Origin of the sequence: Flavobacterium sp. 83, from assembly GCF_000744835.1 — a bacterium.
Taxonomy (GTDB): Bacteria; Bacteroidota; Bacteroidia; order Flavobacteriales; family Flavobacteriaceae; genus Flavobacterium.
Map to the genome: position 1 here is coordinate 1,290,973 of NZ_JQMS01000001.1, position 20,234 is coordinate 1,311,206.

At 33.0% G+C, this 20,234-nt stretch carries 17 protein-coding genes and 1 tRNA gene; 13 read left to right on the forward strand and 5 right to left on the reverse strand.

Translation table 11 applies throughout. The annotated features are described in order from the left end of the window. The first annotated feature begins 124 nt into the window (after positions 1-124). Together T410_RS05600 and T410_RS05605 are read left to right on the forward strand one after the other, a co-directional pair. Entirely contained in the window at positions 125-1,558 is a 1,434-nt protein-coding gene (locus tag T410_RS05600; RefSeq protein WP_035669313.1) for an OmpA family protein, read from the forward strand. 63 nt (positions 1,559-1,621) lie between these two features. Further along, a complete protein-coding gene (locus T410_RS05605; RefSeq protein WP_035669315.1) occupies positions 1,622-4,387 on the forward strand; it encodes a PD-(D/E)XK nuclease family protein in 2,766 nt (921 codons plus the stop codon). Here T410_RS05605 and T410_RS05610 read toward each other — a convergent pair. After that, positions 4,384-5,166 carry an alpha/beta fold hydrolase gene (locus tag T410_RS05610; RefSeq protein ID WP_035669318.1) on the reverse strand — a complete coding sequence of 261 codons (783 nt, stop codon included), beginning with the start codon at positions 5,164-5,166 and terminating at the stop codon, positions 4,384-4,386. The genes T410_RS05605 and T410_RS05610 overlap by 4 nt on opposite strands. A 106-nt stretch (positions 5,167-5,272) precedes the next feature. On the opposite strand from T410_RS05610, the gene T410_RS16710 reads away from it, so the two are divergent. Further along, positions 5,273-6,523 (forward strand): AbiH family protein, encoded by a 1,251-nt coding sequence (locus T410_RS16710; protein WP_193743727.1) that lies wholly within the window; start codon positions 5,273-5,275, stop codon positions 6,521-6,523. A 35-nt stretch (positions 6,524-6,558) separates the two neighbouring features. On the opposite strand, the gene T410_RS05620 is transcribed toward T410_RS16710, so the two are convergent. The 3 genes from T410_RS05620 to T410_RS05630 all read right to left on the reverse strand — a co-directional run bounded on the left by T410_RS05620 (position 6,559) and on the right by T410_RS05630 (position 10,549). Next, entirely contained in the window at positions 6,559-7,359 is an 801-nt protein-coding gene (locus T410_RS05620; protein ID WP_035669320.1) for a TIGR00266 family protein, read from the reverse strand. Positions 7,360-7,741: 382 nt separating this feature from the next. Further along, positions 7,742-9,034 carry an aminopeptidase P family protein gene (locus T410_RS05625; RefSeq protein ID WP_035669323.1) on the reverse strand — a complete coding sequence of 431 codons (1,293 nt, stop codon included), beginning with the start codon at positions 9,032-9,034 and terminating at the stop codon, positions 7,742-7,744. A 153-nt stretch (positions 9,035-9,187) separates the two neighbouring features. Beyond that, the gene (locus tag T410_RS05630) at positions 9,188-10,549 is read right to left on the reverse strand and encodes a hydroxymethylglutaryl-CoA synthase family protein (RefSeq protein WP_035669326.1); all 1,362 of its coding nucleotides are present in this window, start codon (positions 10,547-10,549) and stop codon (positions 9,188-9,190) included. 369 nt (positions 10,550-10,918) lie between these two features. Here T410_RS05630 and T410_RS05640 point away from each other — a divergent pair, with 369 nt between their 5' ends. The 5 genes from T410_RS05640 to T410_RS05660 all read left to right on the forward strand — a co-directional run bounded on the left by T410_RS05640 (position 10,919) and on the right by T410_RS05660 (position 15,796). Continuing rightward, positions 10,919-11,584, forward strand: a complete 666-nt coding sequence (locus T410_RS05640; RefSeq protein WP_035669330.1) for a succinate dehydrogenase cytochrome b subunit — start codon at positions 10,919-10,921, stop codon at positions 11,582-11,584. Between the two features lie 12 nt (positions 11,585-11,596). After that, positions 11,597-13,597 carry a fumarate reductase/succinate dehydrogenase flavoprotein subunit gene (locus T410_RS05645; protein WP_035669333.1) on the forward strand — a complete coding sequence of 667 codons (2,001 nt, stop codon included), beginning with the start codon at positions 11,597-11,599 and terminating at the stop codon, positions 13,595-13,597. A gap of 49 nt (positions 13,598-13,646) precedes the next feature. Beyond that, positions 13,647-14,393 (forward strand): succinate dehydrogenase/fumarate reductase iron-sulfur subunit, encoded by a 747-nt coding sequence (locus T410_RS05650; protein ID WP_035669336.1) that lies wholly within the window; start codon positions 13,647-13,649, stop codon positions 14,391-14,393. Positions 14,394-14,478: 85 nt separating this feature from the next. After that, the gene (locus tag T410_RS05655; protein ID WP_035669339.1) at positions 14,479-14,967 is read left to right on the forward strand and encodes a hypothetical protein; all 489 of its coding nucleotides are present in this window, start codon (positions 14,479-14,481) and stop codon (positions 14,965-14,967) included. 64 nt (positions 14,968-15,031) lie between these two features. Next, a complete protein-coding gene (locus tag T410_RS05660; protein ID WP_035669341.1) occupies positions 15,032-15,796 on the forward strand; it encodes a nitrilase family protein in 765 nt (254 codons plus the stop codon). Here T410_RS05660 and T410_RS05665 read toward each other — a convergent pair. After that, positions 15,791-17,467, reverse strand: coding sequence for an Ig-like domain-containing protein (locus T410_RS05665; RefSeq protein ID WP_035669343.1), 1,677 nt, complete (start codon positions 17,465-17,467; stop codon positions 15,791-15,793). The two genes, T410_RS05660 and T410_RS05665, sit on opposite strands and share 6 nt — an antisense overlap. A gap of 226 nt (positions 17,468-17,693) precedes the next feature. Between T410_RS05665 and mce the strand changes: the two genes are divergently transcribed. The 5 genes from mce to T410_RS05690 all read left to right on the forward strand — a co-directional run bounded on the left by mce (position 17,694) and on the right by T410_RS05690 (position 20,229). After that, positions 17,694-18,095, forward strand: coding sequence for a methylmalonyl-CoA epimerase (mce, locus tag T410_RS05670; RefSeq protein ID WP_035669345.1), 402 nt, complete (start codon positions 17,694-17,696; stop codon positions 18,093-18,095). A gap of 138 nt (positions 18,096-18,233) precedes the next feature. Further along, positions 18,234-18,307, forward strand: a tRNA-Ile gene (locus T410_RS05675). Between the two features lie 94 nt (positions 18,308-18,401). Next, positions 18,402-19,274 (forward strand): DUF6617 family protein, encoded by an 873-nt coding sequence (locus tag T410_RS05680; protein WP_035669348.1) that lies wholly within the window; start codon positions 18,402-18,404, stop codon positions 19,272-19,274. A 119-nt stretch (positions 19,275-19,393) separates the two neighbouring features. Further along, on the forward strand, positions 19,394-19,693 hold the full coding sequence (locus T410_RS05685; protein ID WP_035669352.1) for an AlpA family transcriptional regulator: 300 nt from the start codon (positions 19,394-19,396) through the stop codon (positions 19,691-19,693). Beyond that, positions 19,690-20,229 (forward strand): hypothetical protein, encoded by a 540-nt coding sequence (locus tag T410_RS05690; protein ID WP_035669355.1) that lies wholly within the window; start codon positions 19,690-19,692, stop codon positions 20,227-20,229. Before T410_RS05685 ends, T410_RS05690 begins: the two co-directional genes overlap by 4 nt. Positions 20,230-20,234 lie beyond the last annotated feature (5 nt).

Here is a 20,234-nt window from a genome sequence, read left to right on the forward strand (position 1 = left end):
AAGTTATATAATTTCCACTTTACCGCTATTATTATTGTTTTTTTTAACATTCCATTTTGTAGTTAAAAATTTACGGGTTACTTTTGTTTAATAATTAACTAAATTGTAATTAAAAAAATTAAGTATGAAACATCTTAACAAACTTTTAGTTGCTGTAATGATGGTGTTGGGTTTAAGTTCTCACGCACAAGACAGTAACAATCCATGGGCAATCTCTTTTGGAGTTAATGCCGTTGACACTAAAGCTAGCGCCATGGGAGGACATGGATGGTTAGACCGTCACTTTTCTCAGCCATTTGCTGCTAAAAATGACTGGAATGTTCTTCCTTCTGTATCTTATTTAAGTGTATCTAGATTCATAGGAGATAATTTCTCGTTTGGACTTTCTGGATCAGTAAATAAAATTACAAAAGCAGTTTATTTTCGTCCAACTGCTGCAGGTCATGATTCTCGTGGTTATATCGTAACTAATCCTGGGGATTTAATGTATTATGGTATCGATGGTACTATCAGATACAGTTTTATGAACTTGATTAAATCTAAAGTAATTGATCCGTCTCTTGCTGTAGGTGGGGGGTATACTTTCTTAGGAAAAGATAGCTTTGGAACTGTTAATCCAGGAGCTGGATTAAATATCTGGTTTACTGAAAATATCGGACTTTCTTTTACTACAACTTACAAAAAATCTTTTGGAGATAGAGAAGACAACAACGGTGTTATTGATTCTCCTTCTCATTGGCAGCACACTGCAGGTCTTATCTTCAAATTTGGTGGTAAAGATACAGATGGTGATGGAATATATGATAAAGATGATGCTTGTCCAGAAGTTGCTGGTTTGAAACAATTCAACGGATGTCCTGATACTGATGGAGATGGAATTCAAGATAGTGCTGATGCTTGTCCAGAAGTTGCTGGTTTAGCTGCATTAAACGGATGTCCTGATACAGATGGAGATGGAATTGCTGATAAAGATGATGCTTGTCCAGAAGTTGCTGGTTTAGCTGCTTTAAAAGGTTGTCCAGATGCTGACGGAGATGGAGTTGCTGATAAAGATGACAAATGTCCAACTGTTGCTGGTCCTAAAGAAAATGCAGGTTGCCCTTGGCCAGATACTGATGGTGATTCAGTTTTAGATAAAGATGATGCTTGTCCTGCTGTTGCTGGTCCAGCTAGTAACAAAGGATGTCCTGAAGTAACTACTGAAGCTTTAGATAATCTTAAAATTCAAGCTAGAGCAGTTTACTTTAATTCAGGTAAAGCTACTTTTAAAACGGCTGACGTTCCTGTAAGATTAGATGCTATGGCAAATATTCTTAAAAATTATCCTAATGCTAAATTCCGTATCGAAGGACATACAGATAGCGATGGTTCAGATGAATACAACCAAAAACTTTCTGATGCTAGAGCAAGTGTTGTTAAAAATGCTTTAATCGAAAGAGGTATTAATGCTGATAATTTAAGTGCTGTAGGTTATGGTGAAACTGCACCAGTTGCAACAAACAAAACAGCTAAAGGTAAAGCTCAAAATAGAAGAACTGAAGTGTTGTTACAAAAATAATTTACTTCAAAATTTTTTAGAAAACGCCTCGATTTATCGGGGCGTTTTTTTTATTTTTATAAAATGACAAACACTTCTTTTTTAGATAAAATAGCTTCCGTTCTAATTGAAAACTATTTAGATAATCTTTCGAATACTATTGTAGTTTTACCAAATAAACGAGCAAAAATCTTCTTAATTGAAGGACTGAAAAATCAGGTAACCTCAAATATTTTTTCTCCTGAAATTATAAGTATTGAAGATTTTGTTCAAGACATAGCGGGCATTCGTACGATTGATCCGATAGAACTATTATTCGAATTCTATGAAGTCTATTTGTCAGTTACTGATAAAGCAAATCAACAATCCTTTGAATTATTTGCGAATTGGGCGAAAACGCTTTTACAGGATTTTAATGAAATCGATCGGTATTTATTAGACCCGTCACATGTTCTTTCTTATCTGAAGGATATTGAAGATATCAAAAAATGGGGAGTCGAAGTCGAAAATAAGACTACATTATTAGAGAAATACATTGATTTTTGGAAACTTCTGCCTAATTACTATCAATCACTTTATACTCATTTATTGAATAAAGGAATCGGTTATCAAGGTTTGATTTACAGAGAAGCGGTAAACAATTTAAACCATTTTTCGAATTCAGTACAAAACAAACAATTTCTGTTTGCAGGTTTTAATGCATTGAATGCCGCCGAAGAAAAAATAATCCAACACCTTATTGCTTTTGATCAAGCCAAAATATATTGGGATGTAGATCAAACTTTTCTAAATGATCCCTATCATGATGCAGGATTGTTTGTACGCCGTTTCAAAGAAAATTGGAAACATTATAAACAGCATCCGTTTGAATGGATCGTAAATGATTTTTCGCACACAAAAAACATTCAGGTTATTGGAACGCCTAAAACAATTGGTCAAGCCAAAATAGTCGGAAGTATTATTGAAAATGTAATTAATGAAAATCCAAATGGAAAGCTAGATAAAGTAGCTGTGGTTCTTGGCGAGGAAAATCTTTTGGTTCCGCTTTTATATTCGTTGCCGTCAAGCGTTGGCGCTTTGAATATTACTATGGGTTATTCAAGTAAGAACAATCCGGCTCAGATTTTGATTGCCAAATTATTTAAAATGCACACGAATGCGTTGTCAAGAAATGCCAAAAGTTATGTATTGTATTACAAAGATGTATTGGATATTTTGACGCATCCTTTAGTGGAACCGTATGCAAAGATCAGTTCTCTGGTCAAGATTATCAATCAAAACAATTATACTTTTATTACGCATGATAAATTAATGGAATTGAATGCAATTCCAAGTGAGTTGTTTTTATTGTTATTCCAAAAATGGGAAAATGGGTCGATTCCGGTATTGAAGACGATTTCTAAATTATTGCAAACCATAAAAGAAAATTTAAGCAACGATAATGAAGAAGAAAAAATCACTAAAGCTTTTGTTTTTGCTATTTTCAAAGTGATTAATAAACTGATTAATTATTATTCGAAACACGAACATATTGATAAAATAGAAACGCTTTATGCCATTTACAAACAAGTCATTGATTTAGCGGAAGTTTCTTTTGAAGGAGAACCGTTGAATGGTTTGCAGATTATGGGCGTTTTAGAAAGTCGTGTTTTGGATTTTGACACCGTTATTGTCACTTCGATGAATGAAGGGAAATTTCCAGCAGGGAAATCTCAGAATTCATTTATTCCCTATGATGTGAAACGCGAATTAGGCTTGCCGACATTCAAAGAAAAAGATGCCATTTATACCTATCATTTCTATCATTTGTTGCAACGCGCCAAAAATATCTACTTGCTTTACAATACCGAAAGTGAAGGCCTTGATGCCGGAGAAAAAAGTAGATTCATAACGCAACTAGAAGTAGAAAAACAAAATAATCATACTCTTACACACGAAATTTATAATGCTGTGTTACCTGAAACGGCATATCAGCCGATGGTAATTCCAAAATCGGAAAGTGTGATGGTGCGATTGAAGGAAATTGCTGAAAAAGGGTTTTCTCCATCGGCATTGACGAGTTATATTCGGAATCCGATTCAGTTTTATTTCCAGAAGATTTTACGCATCAGCGAAGTCGAAGAAGTCGAGGAAAATATTGCTTTGAATACTTTGGGAACCATTATCCACGAAACACTAAAAGTTTTGTACGAGCCATTTATTGGTAAATTTATTTCAGAAAGTAATATTTTAAATTGTTTCAAACAAATTGATGCTGAGGTTCTTCAGCAATTCAAATTGGTTTATAAAGAAGGTGAAATAAAAAAAGGAAGAAATTTATTGGCGTTTGAAGTTGCTAAACGGAACGTTTCAAATTTCCTGAAAGTGGAACTGGAAAGTATTAAAAACGGCGATGCAATAAAAATTCTAGCTTTGGAACAAACTTTTGAGCGAATTTTAAATCATCCGAATTTGCCTTTTCCGGTATTGATAAAAGGAAATGTGGATCGAATTGAAGAACGTAACGGAATAATTCGAATTATCGATTATAAAACCGGAAAAGTAGAGAAAGTAAGTGTCACTTTGAAATCCTGGAAAGGATTAACTGAAGACATTAAAAGCGACAAAATCATTCAAGTGCTGGCGTATGCTTATATGTATGAGCACGAAGCAAAAGGCAAGCCAATTGAAGCCGGAATTATCTCTTTCAAGAATTTAAAAGCGGGATTTCTTCCGTTTAATTTTAAAGAAGACAAAGAAATAAATGCAATTATAAATGAAGAAATTTTGAGTAATTATCTCGAACAAATGGTTCTTTTATTAAGCGAAATTTTAGATCAGAATATTCCTTTTGAAGAAAAAATTAATTAGATACTTTTCAAAAACAATAACAATACGCTTAATAACTGGTCTTGGTTCTCAATGTGACTCATGTGTCCGTCTGGAAAAGTTATAAATTGTACAGTAGTGTTTTCTATCTGTTCTTTGGTCTCTTCGTAATTTAAAACAGGATCTTTTTCGCCCAGAATCAAAAGTTTTGGGTAGGGGGTAAGGTGCAATAAAACTTCCCTGTCTTTTCTAATTTTCATTCCCTCTAGCGAGGCTACGATTCCTTGCAAAGGCGTTTTTAAAGCCTCCTTTTTTACTTGTTCAATTTCTGACGAAAGTCGCTCTCGATTGGTTTCGCTGAATAAGTTTGCGATGGAAAGTGATATAAAATTGATGAAAGATTGTTTTACTGCTTTAATAGCTCGATCCCGATTTATTTTTCGATCTTCGCTATCAGCTCTTGAGGTTGAGTTTAATAAAACTAATCCTTTTACAGTGCTAGAATACAATTCGGCGAATGCCAAAGCTACATAACCGCCCATAGAATGTCCTACAAAAATGGCTTTTCGGATGCGCAGTTCCGATAAAACGGCATGAACCGCATCAGCATTATCTTCCATCGTTTGTACGTAACTCAAACATTCCGATTTGCCATGTCCCAATAAATCAATCGTGATGACACGGTTTTTTTTAGCAAACTCTGGAATATAAAAATCCCACATGCCTTTGTTTTCCAGGAAACCATGAAGTAAGACAATAGCGGTTCCTTTCCCGGTATCGGAATAGGAGATGTTGGTGTTTTTAAAGAGAATTTGTTTCAAAATGGGAATTTAGTCTACAAAAGTAACATTTTATTTTTTTAACCATTTGAGAAATATAAGGTCATGTAAGCAATTCATGAATGCACTTGTATTAAAAATAGTATATTTGAGAAAAGCATTTATAAATATGAACAGACTTGTGATTATTGGAAACGGATTTGATTTAGCGCACGGATTACCGACTTCTTACAAAGATTTTATTGATGACTATTGGAGAGGAATCAAAGATTCAAATCATAATGATGAGTTTGTTTCATTTGATTGTAACTCTAAGGTAGAGTTCGAGAATGTCAAAAATATTGATTGTATATCAAAACAATTTATTGCACTTAATCAAGAAGTAAAGTTTTCTGAAGCTGAAATTTATACGGAATATGGCAATAATATTCTAACTGGAAAATATCCAAGAGCTCATATTCTTAATTATAAAAATATTTTTTTTAGATTAATTAATCAGAAATCGATTCAGAATTGGGTTGATGTTGAAAATGAATATTACAAACAATTGAAAGGTATTGTTAATTTAAAACCTGTAAATACATTAGTAGATAAATATGAATTTGAAATTTTAAGAAACAATAATATAATAAAACTTAACACTGAGTTTAATCAAGTAAGAGATAGTTTAGAAAAATATCTCAATGATAAAATAATTATAGATGAAGAAAGAATGGCAACTATTTCTGATTTGTTAAAAATTAATAGAGGTACAGATGAATATTTTTTAGAATTCCCAAGTCAAGATCAAATAGAATTAAAGGATTTTTATAAAGAATATAGTCCTAATAAAATAAAGGAAGTAATTACTTATTGTTTGAATTTTAATTACACAAAAACTATTGATAAGTATATAAGTTTTACTAAAGAACATGGAGAAGATAGGAGTTTTGGGAAAATTGAAAATTTACAAATTCACGGAAGATTGAATGATAATAGTAACAAAATTAATTTTGGTTTCGGAGATGAAATGGATGAAGATTATAATATAATCGAAAATTTAGATGATAATGAATATTTAAAGAATTTTAAATCATTTCAATACTTGCAGAACTCTAATTATAAAAATCTACTTGATTTTATTGATGCTAATAAATTCCAAGTTCTGATTATGGGGCATTCTTGCGGATTATCGGATAGAACATTATTGAATACTGTTTTTGAACATAATAACTGTCGCTCTATCAAGGTTTTTTATCATGAAACAGAAGATGAGAATGGGAAAGTGATTAAAGATAATTACACTGAAATAATTCAAAATATTTCAAGGCACTTTAATAAGAAGAAATTAATGAGGTCAAAAATTGTGAACAAAACACTTTGTAAACCTTTGCCGCAAATTCAGCTTCCTTTAAAATAAAAACGGCTCCCATTTCTGCAAGCCGTTTGTAAAATTTAAAATCGTCTATCGCCATCGAGCAAACTTCCTAATCCACCCAGTAAACTGCCTTCATCTCGACTGTTTCCGCCAGCTTTTGGAGCAGAAGCAATTATTCGATCCGCTAATCTGCTGAAAGGTAAAGATTGTACGTAAACCGTTCCGGGACCGCGAAGTTTGACGTAAAACAAACCTTCGCCACCAAAAATGGAATTCCTGATGCCGCCAATAAACTCAATGTCATAATCGACATCTTTGGTAAAACCTACAATACATCCTGTGTCGACTTTTAGTATTTCGCCTGCGGCTAATTCTTTTTTGGCTAATGTTCCGCCGGTATGTACAAATGCCATTCCGTCGCCTTCTATTTTTTGCATGATGAAACCTTCGCCGCCAAAAAGTCCGCGACCAAGTTTTTTAGAGAATTCGATTCCAACAGAAACGCCTTTGGCAGCGCAAAGGAAAGAATCTTTTTGGCAAATGAATTTTCCACCAAATTGGGTCAAGTCAATTGGGATTATTTTCCCAGGATAAGGCGATGCAAAGGAAACTTTACTTTTAGTATTGTTTTGGTTGATGAACGCAGTCATAAAAAGACTTTCGCCTGTCAGCACTCTTTTTCCGGCGCTTAAAAGTTTACCGAACAAACCGTTTTCCTGCCCAGAACCGTCCCCAAAAATGGTTTCCATTTGGATATTATTGTCCATCATCATAAAACTTCCCGCTTCGGCAATTACAATTTCCTGTGGATCCAATTCTATTTCCACATATTGCATTTCCTCGCCGTAAATGTGGTAGTCTATTTCGTGTGCTTGCATGGTTTCTGTGTTTTAAGTTTTTATTTAATTTTTTAACCATTAAGAAATTAAGTTTCATTAAGAATCAGTACTTAATTTTTCTTAATTTATTAATGGTTCAAATTACATATAGAATATGTTTTTCAAAATATTTATTGTGTTTAAATAAGTCGGAAGGATGATTATAAAGTTACAGCTTTAAGATAAATTTTGGAATTACAGATTTTCTCGTTGTAGCGCGCAAGGTATAATAGCGGAAAGCCCACAGTCTCGTTTTTTTTGACGAGACGAGGACTTATAGCGGATAGCCCGACGCAGCTGGAGTTTACGGAGGCTGGGTTGCGCCCAAAAAAAAATCGGTTCACATTGCTGTAAACCGATTTGTTATTAGTAGTTTGAAATTTTAAACGTTCATCAGCGTTTCAATTTCGTCCACTTCAATAGGAATGTTGCGCATTAAATTAAATGGTTCACCAGTTTCCTGAACGATTACATTGTCCTCTAAACGGATTCCGAAACCTTCAGCCGGAATGTAGATTCCCGGTTCTACGGTGAAAACCATATTGGCTTGCATTTGCTCTGTCAGGATTCCATAATCGTGCGTGTCTAATCCCATGTGGTGGGAAGTTCCATGCATGAAATATTTTTTGTAAGCAGGCCATTCCGGGTTTTCGTTTTGAACATCGGCTTTGTCCAGCAACCCTAAACCTAGTAATTCAGAAGTCATAATTTTCCCCACTTCGAAATGGTATTGTTTCCAGAGTGTTCCTGGAGTAAGCATTTTGGTTGCTTCATTTTTTACGCGAAGAACAGCTTCGTAAACGTCCTTTTGTCTGCTAGTAAATTTTCCTGAAACAGGAATCATTCGAGTCATATCACTGGAATAATTGGCGTATTCTGCAGCTACATCTAGTAAAACCAAATCGCCGGCATTGCATTGTTGGTTATTTTCGATGTAATGCAATACATTGGCATTATTTCCCGAAGCAATAATTGGTGTATAGGCAAAACCTTTGGAACGGTTGCGAATGAATTCATGAATCAGTTCGGCTTCAATTTCGTATTCGGTTACATTTGGTTTTACAAATGACAATAATCTTCTAAAACCAAGTTCGGTAATATTGCATGCTTTTTGGATTAAATCCAATTCTTCGCTTTCTTTTATGGAGCGAAGACGTTGCAATATTGGATTGCTTTTTGCAACAGTGTGCGCCGGATATTTTTCTTTCCACCATTTTACAAAACGGGCTTCACGGGTTTCGGTTTCCACCGTTGCGCGATAATGCTCATTTGTATTGATGTAAATAGTCTCCGAATGAGTCATCATTTCGAACAGAATTTTCTCGAAATCCTGCAGCCAATACACTGTTTTTATTCCTGAAACTTCCAGAGCGCGTTCTTTGGTCAGTTTTTCACCTTCCCAAATCGCAATGTGCGCGCTGGTTTCTTTCAGGAATAACATCTCTCTTTGATGTTCGTAAGGTGCATCTGGAAAAAGCAATAAAATACTTTCTTCCTGATCGACTCCACTTAAATAAAAAATATCGCGGTGTTGTGCAAAAGGCATTGTGCTATCAGCACTTATTGGGTAAATATCATTAGAGTTGAAAATAGCAACGCTTTTTGGCTTCATTTGAGCCATGAATTTAGTGCGATTTTTTATAAATAAATCCCGGTCAATTTGATGGTATTTCATAACAATTCGGTTTATATTTTTAATTACTCAAAAATACTAAGATTAAATCGTTTTTTGTTGTGAATTTGTTAAATTTTATATAAAAAAACACAAAATAAAATAAGCTGAAGTCTATCGTATTTTGTGTTTCAATAAATTGGTTTAAAAAATTATCTAATCAACCCATTTGTAATAACGTGCTCCTAATAGATTTGGGATTTCTTTTTCTATTCTGTCTAGAATCCATTCGTTTTTTGGAAGTAGAATGCTTTGTTTCTGCTCTTTTTTATGCAGTTTTTCATAAGTTGGGAAGTCAATTTCGAAACTTTTTTCTAAGGTTTCAAATAGATTGCTGTTGGCTATTGCATTTTTCCAATCAGGTTGAATTTCTCCTTCAAAAACTTTAGATTTAGAACCGCTTCCATAGGCTAGAAACCCAAATTTAGAATTTGTTATTTCTTTATTGGTGTCATAAAAATGTGCTAAAGTAGAAAGTAATCCCATAAAAATGGAACCGGTGTATAAATTACCTATTAGAGAAGAGGCTAATTCAGCAGGCATTAATTTCTCATTTACAAAATTTTGGTATTCTTCAGATTTGCTTATTCCTCTCAATTTGTTCTGGTATTCCGAAGCATCTTCATTTCCAGAAATAATTTTATTTTCTGCGTCCAAAGCATAAATCTCAGATAACATGCGGCGTCCTTGAAACGCATAAGGCAAATGCATGATGATGCTTTCCCATGAATTATAGATTGTTTCGCTTGTGTTTTTTAATTTTTTGAACGAGAAATAGGCGTTTCTCGTACGATCCATATAGCATTGGTTGGAATATTGTCCGTCAAAAACCGGTTGGTCTTTGTGAATTTCTATTTCGGCTTCAAGATTATCAAACCAAGATTCGTTATTTGTATTTCCTGTGATTGCTTCTTTTGAAAGTGTTCTGAATGGTTTGAAAAAGTCAAAAACACCTTTAGTGCTGGTTGCCCAATTATTTTCGAAAGCAATAATTCTGGGGTTTGAAGTGATTAACATTGCTAAAGCTCCGGCTCCTTGTGTGTATTCTCCAGTTGAATTCAAATCGTATTTGGCAAAATCAGTACTGACAACGATTGCTTTTTTGGTAGGGTTTAGTTTTATAAAATCGACACAGTTTTGCAATGCATCAACACCGCCAATACAAGCAAATGTAAAATCGACTACATCACATTCGGATAAAGTGTTTTCTCCAAATTTTTGTTCCATTAAGGCAATTAAAAAAGAACTTATAGGTTTTGAACTGTCGATAGCACTTTCAGTCCCAACATATATTCTTGCAATTTCATTCAAATCCAGTTTATTTTCTTGAATCAGTTTTGTCAAAGCGTTTGCTGCAAAAACTACGGTATCTTGATGTGTGTCTGGTAGTGTCATTTTGATTAAACCAAGACCTTTTTCTAATTTTTCAGGTTCAATATTTCTGGCTTTTGCCAAAGTTTTAATTGGTAAGTGTATTTTGGCAACATCAAAAGAGATGGAATCAATTCCTGTTTTCATTATTCGATTTTTAAGGTGTAAAGTTAAAAATGCATTGTCTAGGTACAATTATTTTAAGTGTATAAAATGAGTGTATGCAGCGTTTTTATTAATTTAGAATTAAATAATAATAAAAATTATGGAATTACTGATTTTAGTTCCTCTGTGGGTTGGTTTTTGATAAATTTCGTTATGCCTTATTTGAGGTTTTTTTCTTTTTTGTTTAACGGTTTCTTTTTCAGTTTTTTCAGTTTTGTTGAATTTTTAAGGATTTCTTGGCGTTTTGTGTAAAACACTTTAAATTCATTATAAATAACAGCGAAAAGGTTGTAGTTAGTGTCCAATTGCTTTATTTTTGTAGAATTTTTTAAAACAAATTATATAAATCTTATGGCAAAATCTGCATTATTGAAATCGTCAATAGCAAAAAAAGTAGCTATGGCACTTTCAGGACTTTTTTTGATGTTGTTTCTAGCACAGCATTTTTTTATCAATATGACGTCGGTCTTTAGTTCCGATACTTTTAACTCGATTTCTCATTTTATGGGGAATAATCCATTAGTTCAATTCGTAATTCAGCCTGTGTTGATTGTAGGGGTTGTTTTTCACTTTATTATGGGTTTTGTTTTGGATTTCAAAAATAGAAGTGCAAGACCTATTTCTTACGCAAAGAATAATGGAGCGGCAAATTCTTCTTGGGCTTCAAGAAATATGATTGTGAGCGGGTCAGTTATTTTGGCCTTTATTGCGTTGCATTTTTACGATTTCTGGTTTCCTGAAATGGTTTATAAATATGTAAATGTTAATCCATTAGATGCAACAAGATATTATCCTGAATTAGTAGAAAAATTTGAAAATCCAGTTCGCACCGCATTATATTGCTTGTCATTTGTATTGTTATCATTGCACTTAAACCATGGATTTAGTTCTTCTTTTCAATCGGTAGGATTTAATAACAAATATTCTAAAGGATTGAAAAATTTCGGATTAGGATTTGCTTATGTAGTTCCTTTCGGATTTATTTTTATTGCACTTTTTCATCATTTCAATCATTAATATTCAATTATAATGGCATTAGATTCAAAAATTCCTAGCGGTCCAATTTCGGACAAATGGACAAATTATAAAGATCATATTAATTTAGTAAACCCTGCTAACAAACGTAATTTAGATATAATTATAGTTGGTACAGGTTTAGCTGGAGGTTCTGCTGCTGCAACTTTAGCAGAATTAGGATATAACGTAAAAGCTTTTTGCTTTCAAGATTCACCACGTCGTGCGCACTCAATTGCTGCACAAGGGGGGATTAATGCTGCAAAAAATTATAAAGGAGATGGTGACTCTGTTCACAGATTGTTTTACGATACTGTAAAGGGTGGAGATTATCGTGCTCGTGAGGCTAACGTACACCGTCTAGCTGAAGTTTCAGGAAATATTATTGACCAGTGTGTGGCACAAGGTGTTCCATTGGCCCGTGAGTATGGCGGATTGTTAGATAACCGTTCTTTTGGAGGAACTTTGGTTTCTCGTACTTTTTATGCGCAAGGGCAAACAGGTCAGCAATTGCTTTTGGGTGCTTATTCAGCTATGAATCGTCAAATAGGTCGTGGTAAAGTAAAAATGCACAACCGTCACGAAATGCTGGATTTAGTAATTGTAAATGGAAAAGCAAGAGGAATCATCGCTCGTAACTTAGTTACTGGTGAAATAGAAAGACACTCAGCTCACGCTGTTGTTATTGCTTCTGGAGGATATGGAAACGTTTTCTTCTTATCGACTAATGCAATGGGATCTAATGCTACTGCAGCATGGAAAATCCATAAAAAAGGAGCTTTCTTCGCAAATCCTTGTTACACACAAATTCACCCAACTTGTATTCCAGTTTCTGGAGATCACCAATCGAAACTGACATTAATGTCGGAATCATTGCGTAATGATGGTCGAATCTGGGTTCCTGCAAAACTAGAAGATGCGCAAGCTATTCGTGAAGGAAAGAAAAAAGCAACCGACTTATCAGAAGTTGAAAGAGATTATTTCTTAGAAAGAAGGTATCCTGCTTTTGGTAACTTAGTGCCTCGTGATGTAGCTTCACGTGCTGCCAAAGAAAGATGTGATGCTGGTTTTGGAGTAAACAAAACAGGAGAAGCAGTTTATTTGGATTTTGCCGCAGCTATTCAACGTTACGGAAATGAGCAAGCATATGTAAAAGGTTTGGATACTAAGGATACTAAATTAGTAACTAAATTAGGTACTGAAATTGTTAAAAGCAAATACGGGAACTTGTTCCAGATGTATTATAAAATTGTAGATGAGGATCCTTATACTTCTCCAATGATGATTTACCCTGCGGTACATTATACAATGGGTGGTACTTGGGTTGATTATAATTTACAAACTACTATTCCAGGTTGTTTCTCTATCGGGGAATCAAACTTCTCAGATCATGGAGCGAACCGTTTGGGAGCTTCGGCTTTGATGCAAGGTTTAGCTGATGGTTATTTTGTATTGCCTTATACAATAGGTGATTATTTAGCTCCAGATATCAAAATGGGAACAATTTCTACAGATTTACCTGAGTTTATAGCTGCTGAGAAAGCGGTTAAAGATCAGATTGATAAATTCATAAACAATAAAGGAACACATTCTGTTGACTATTTCCATAAGAAATTAGGGAAAATTATGTGGGATAAAGTTGGAATGGCTCGTAACGAAAAAGGACTTAATGAAGCAATTGTAGAAATCGCTGCTTTACGTGAAGAGTTCTACAAAGAAGTAAAAGTTCCTGGTGATGCCAATGGCTTGAATCAAGAATTAGAAAAAGCAACTCGTGTTGCCGATTTCCTTGAATTGGGAGAATTATTCGCTAAAGATGCCTTACATCGTAATGAATCTTGTGGAGGACATTTCCGTGAAGAATATCAAACAGAAGAAGGTGAAGCGCAACGTGACGATGAGAATTTCGCATACGTAGCGGCATGGGAATATACCGGAAAACCAAGTGAAGCTGTATTGCACAAAGAGCCGTTGGTATTTGATAACGTGAAATTAGTTCAAAGAAGTTATAAATAGTATTTCGAAATCTTGAAGATTACTCTTAATACTTAATACTTAAAAAAAGATGAAACTTACATTAAAAATATGGCGTCAGAAAAATGCCGCTACAGAAGGGAAAATAGTTGAATATCCTATAGATCATATTGAACCAGATATGTCATTTCTTGAAATGCTTGACATTTTGAATGATGAATTAATCATGAAAGGGGATGAACCAATAGCTTTTGACCACGACTGTCGTGAAGGAATTTGCGGAATGTGTTCTTTGTATATCAATGGGGAGGCTCACGGGCCAGACAGAGGTGTTACAACATGTCAATTGCACATGAGAATGTTTAAAGATGGTGATACTATTTTTATTGAACCATTTAGAGCTAAAGCATTTCCTGTAATTAAAGATTTAGTTGTTGACAGAAGTTCTTTTGACAGGATTCAACATGCTGGAGGGTTTATATCTGTAAATACTTCTGGAAATACAATTGATGCAAATACAATTCCAATTAACAAGAAAGATGCTGATACTGCATTTGATGCTGCTGCTTGTATCGGTTGTGGAGCTTGTGTTGCTACTTGTAAAAACTCATCAGCAATGTTATTTGTTGCTGCAAAAGTGTCTCAATATGCGTTGTTACCACAAGGACGAATTGAAGCTACTGACAGAGTTTTAAATATGGTTAGTCAAATGGATGCTGAAGGTTTTGGTAACTGTACCAATACTGGAGCTTGTGAAGTAGAATGTCCAAAAGGAATCTCTCTTGAAAATATTGCTCGTATGAATAGAGAATATATGTCTGCAAGTCTGAAAGGATAAAATAGTAGGCTCAAAATAAGGAACGCATTCATTAATTTGGATGCGTTTTTTATTGGAATTTATTTTGTACTTTAGAAAAAAAAACATGGAATTACGCTCAATAGGATTACACAATTTCATTGGTAAAAATATGGTGTTGTCTTTTCTTTTCTTGCTCACTGGTTTGTTTTTATCAGCACAGGAAAAGGGAATTTCTTTAAAAAAAGAAAATAGTAAAAAAACAATTTTCTTAAAGGAAAACAAAAGGATAAAAATTATAACTAAAGCAGATAAAAAGATAATTGGAAATTATACTATTTTGGACGATAAAACGATTATGATAGCGGATCAGGTCATTGCAATTGATTCAATAGAATCAATCAGTAGTCATTCAAGATTTTCATCTGTTGCCTCGCCTTTGTTTGTGGTAACTGGGACTGTATTTATGGCGCTTGGAACATTCGGCTTAATTGTGGGGGGGGGGTATGGTATTATCTTATCTCCATTAATTCCTGTTGGCTTGCCTATGGTTTTGGTTCCCATACGTACTAATAAACATAAAAGTGAAAACTGGAAGTATCAAATTGTAAATTGATGTTTGAAATTCGGTATTAAATTCTAATATAGTATTTGTATATAAAGTAAATGAAACTTATCTAATGGAAGTAGCAATTATTCAATCGTCACTTTACTGGGAAAACCCAAGGCAAAATCGAAACTATTTCGAAGAAAAAATCAATACAATTAACAGTGATTTGATTGTACTTCCGGAAATGTTTACATCGGGTTTTACGATGAATCCGGTAAATGTTGCAGAGACAATGCAAGGAGAAACGATGATGTGGCTAAAGTCTTTGGCGAAAGCAAAAAAAACGGCTATTACAGGAAGTTTAGTTATAAAAGAAAATAATAATTTTTATAACAGAATGGTATTCGTTTTTCCATCAGGGGAAATTCAATTCTATGATAAAAAACACTTATTTACGTTGGCTGGAGAAGATAAAGTGTATACCAGTGGATCTCAAAAAAATATTGTAGCGTATTTGGATTGGAAAATTTGCCTGCAAGTATGTTATGATTTAAGATTTCCGGTGTTCTCCAGGAATTCTGAGGATTATGATTTGTTGATTTATGTAGCAAGTTGGCCAAAAATAAGAACAAATGCTTGGGATGCATTGCTTAAAGCCCGTGCAATAGAAAATATGTGCTATGCGATTGGGGTTAATAGGATAGGGGAAGACAATAATGGCTATCAATATATTGGCCACTCGCAAGTGATAGATTTTCTCGGGAATTACATTGTTGAACCAGTAGAGTCTGAAAGTATTCTCTTTGCGGAATTAAATAAAGAAAAGATGCTGCAAACCAGACAAAAGTTAGGTTTTTTGAATGATAGAGATGCTTTTGAAATAAAAAAATTATAGTTTTTTATTCTTTTTATCTGTTTTCTTTTTATCCGCTTTCTTTTTAGGTTCAGCAGTATAGGGAAGGCTTAAATCGAAAACTTGGTTAACGTCCCAATTAGCTCGAACGTCTATTTCTTTCGAAAAATAAATCACTTCTTCTGCCTGGCGTTTTTCTAAATAATTTCCTGAATCCCATTCTTTATTTTTGTTTTCATCGTAAACGGCTCTTAGGGTATAAAGTGCAGGTTCAATTAGATTAAAGTCGATTATTGTGTTTTTTTCAGAATATCCGGTAGCTAAAACTTCTCCTTTTGTATTAGTCAGTTCTACTATGACTGGAAATTGTTTCACATTTTGTAAAGACACACTAAGATTTCCATAGTCAGCGGTGTTTTTTGTAGTTAACTTATATGTTAGTGAATCATTTGATTTTTCAAAAAAATCAGTCAATGCACCTGGTAGGATGGAAACGGTATAGTTTTCAAGAGGTTCTTTCTTAAAATCGAAATACAATTTCTGGTTGAATTCATCATATTCAGTTGTAAAAGGAACAGAAGCCTTTGCTTTGTTAACTAGCTTTATTTTTGAATTATCAAAAGCTGCTAATGGTGTGGCGGTTTCTAAAGTAAATCGATCTCTGAAATGTAATACTCCGGTTTGTAAAGGTGCAATGTTTAAAGTGTCTTTTTTCTGGTCTTTTATTTTAAAAGAAAAAGTCATGTTATAGTTCTCTTTGGCTACTGCTAAAGTTAACGAATCTGCTTTTACAGGTTTGTACCATATTTGTAGGGAATCTTTTTTTGGTAATTGGGTGACAATTGTATTTAGGATTTCATTCTTATTTTTCAAGATTATTTTAGGTGTTGAATTGGCTTGATTAATCTTTCCTTCGTATCCCATTACTAATCGATTTCCTGATGCTTGGATTGGTTTGAAAGCCTTGAATGTAGGTACTTCTCTAAATAATGCTAAGTTGTAAATAGTATCGTTTGGGATAGAAATGAATTGTTTGTGAAATCCAATTTTGTCTTTTTTTGAATTGAATTTGTTATTATTGTTGTAGTCTTTCATTGCTACAAGAAGGTATTTTCCTGCTTTAAGATTTTCTAAACGGAATGTTTTTAGACTATCTAAAGTGTTTGTTATATATCGTGGATTTTCTTTATAAACTATTGAATCCTTAAAAGTATCATTTGCTTCATATAACATAACAGAAATGAATGATTCTGCATCTTTTTCATAAGCATCTTTTACAGTTCCTCCAATAGACAAAGAGTCAATATAGTTTCCGGTTGAAAACACATATTTGAACTGGTTGAATGGATTTCCTTCGTTGTTATCTGCTATACTCTGGCCAAAGTTGAAGCTATAAGTTGTGTTGGGCTGCAGTGTGTCTTTAATTTTTATAGTGATAAATTTACTGGCAGTTGTTGGTAGAATCAAAGGTTCATTTTTCATTGGAGGTGAAATAATCAACTGCTTGTTTAAATTCTTTAATTTGATATTTTCGTCAAAGACTAATTTAATCTCATTTCCTTTGAAGTTAGTATTGAAATTTTTTGGGAAACTTATTTTTAAAACGGGTGCAATGGTATCTTTCAAGCCTCCGGTAATGCTGCCTCTTTTTGCACAACCAACCATAATTAAAATTAAAAATAAGGAAATATATTTTAAATTGTTTTTCAACATATCAAGTCTAAATTAGAATTTACAAAATAACAATTATAATTAATGTAATTGAAACTTTTTATCGAATTATTATGAGGTATTTAACTTGGCTTGCTTTTGTAATTCTTCCTGCTTTTGTGATTTTTAATATGTAATTTTACAAGGTAGTAAGGTTTGTGAATTACAATAAATACAGTTATTATATCTTTAAATTTAATAATTAATTTTCAAAATAATATTTATAATGATGAAAAAAATAGAGCATATTGGTATTGCGGTCACTGATTTAGAAACATCGAATTTAATTTTTGAAAAGCTATTAGGCTCTGCTCCGTATAAATTTGAAGAAGTAGAAAGTGAAGGGGTAACGACCTCTTTCTTTAATGTTGGTTCTAATAAAATTGAACTTTTAGCCGCAACCAATCCAGATAGTCCTATTGCGAAATTTATTGCCAAGAAAGGAGAGGGGATACATCACATTGCTTTTGATGTAGAAGATATCATTTCAGAGATGTCGCGTTTGAAAGGAGAAGGATTTGTTGTTTTGAATGAAATCCCAAAAAAGGGAGCAGACAACAAGTTGGTTGTCTTTTTGCATCCTAAAAGTACTAATGGGGTCTTAATTGAATTGTGTCAGGAAATAAGGTAATTTATGTTAAGTTCTTTAGAATTCTAATATTCAGCTAGTTTCTGTTTTAAAGCGATTAATAATGAAACTATCTGAAAATCTAAGTCAAAAATATTTGGAGCGAATGAAAAATAGTGGTAATATTGCAAACTCTTAACCGGTCCTATAGCTCAGTTGGTTAGAGCACCTGACTCATAATCAGGTGGTCCCTGGTTCGAGCCCAGGTGGGACCACTAGTAGAATCAAGCCTTTACAGAGATGTAAAGGCTTTTTTGTTTTATAGGTTAAACATAGGTCAAACATTTAATTTTTATTTAATTTTGACTTATGGCTCAACAAATAAATTCTACATTAGACAATCCACTTCTCTTTTTGGAAAAATTTATAAAATCTGACTTGTTTACAGATTTTATAAATTCACATTATATAAATCCATCTGTAGAGATTAATAAGGATGACCTTTCAATTCAATACATCAAAGACTATTATGAAAACGAACCATTTTTACCTGTAAAAGTTTATTTTAAAGATTATTTAGAAAGCAGGCTGAATACTACAGTAACTAACAGTATTTATCTAATTGAAGAAAAGACTGAACAAATAGTAAACAATGGAAATTCAACAAAAAATTACCTTGACAAACAAAAACAGATTCTTGCTGATATAACGTTATATTCTGAAATTAATCAAGAGCATCACAACTTAATACATCCTTACTTAAAAAAAATTTCAAAAACATTAAGTAGAAAACAGCTGGGACATTTTAATGACACTAATGTTTATTCAAAAAAAACAAACGTAGAGCCATACTTCATACCATTGATAAGTAAAAAAAAAATTCGATTACTTTATCATATTGCAAAAGATTTGGGGCTTATTGATTTCGCTCAAGTAACACAACAAAGTTTTGAGAATGTTTTTACAGGATCAAATCCGTTGTTAAGTAATGATAAGATTTTATTCCAATGTTCAACGAGAGAAGCTGTCTACTTTTTGGAACAAATTAAAAAATACTTTAAAAATTTGAATCCAACATCAATTGGAAATAGCGAAGCTTTCATGACAAAATCAACTAAAAATAAACCTTCAGTCCCAATTTCTACAGTTAACTATATTAAGGTTAATTGCCAATTGAATAAAATTCAAAACGAAAAATTAAACAATATCAAGTCGAGAATACTGAGTTTGACTAGAATTTAACCTTACACTTTTCCTTACACTACTCCTTACACCCTCATTACACTTTTGAAATGAGGGTTTTTTTATGGCATTTCTTTGCATGATGAACAGGATGTGCACATCCATAATTTTAAAAAAATATGGAATTATTCCAAAAACAATTAGACAGAATTGAAGTCTTAATAGAGAAACAAAACATTCTAAAAAAAGAGATTTTATCTCTTGAAGAAGCAGCAAAGTATCTGCAATTATCAAAATCGTGTCTTTACAAAATTACAAGTAGTAAGGAAATCCCGCATTACGTACCTGGAGGTAAAAAAATCTACATCCTTAAAGGGGATCTTGACAATTGGGTTTTAAGTGGTAAGGTTAATTCTGTAAATGAAATTAACCTAGAAACAGAACGTTACTTGGGTAAAACTTCTAAAAACCAATCATGATGATAGATTTTATTAAAATAAATTTTGAGAATAAGGAAAAAGTAAAAATTATCATTTATGGTGAAGGGAACTTTGAAGAAATTTCAATGAGTTATGAAATTGACTCCGTAAAAGCGAAGTATCCTTTGATTATAAAGTTCCTAAGTGCTAATTTAATGTTTACTGAACATCTTATTGATATTAACAGTTTACTGCTTAAGTTCTATAATCCAATAATCAAGGGTAAAAATTTTAATGCAGAAAAATTAAATGCTGTTATAAATAGATTGAGTGAAAAGTTACCTTTTTTAAAAGACACACAAATAACACAAATGGAATTTGGTCTGGATTTTAAAAATCCAATTTGTATTGATGGTCTCAGACACAAAACCGCTTTATTATGTAAGGATATACAATATAGATTAACTTATGAAAAAAGAGAAATAAATAATCTAAGGTTTAAGGGTTTAAAATCAAAATATGTGAAACTAGAAATTATTCCCCAAAATGTTATAGATCCACAAAGGAAATTATATCGTTATACCATTAAAACTTAAAAAAC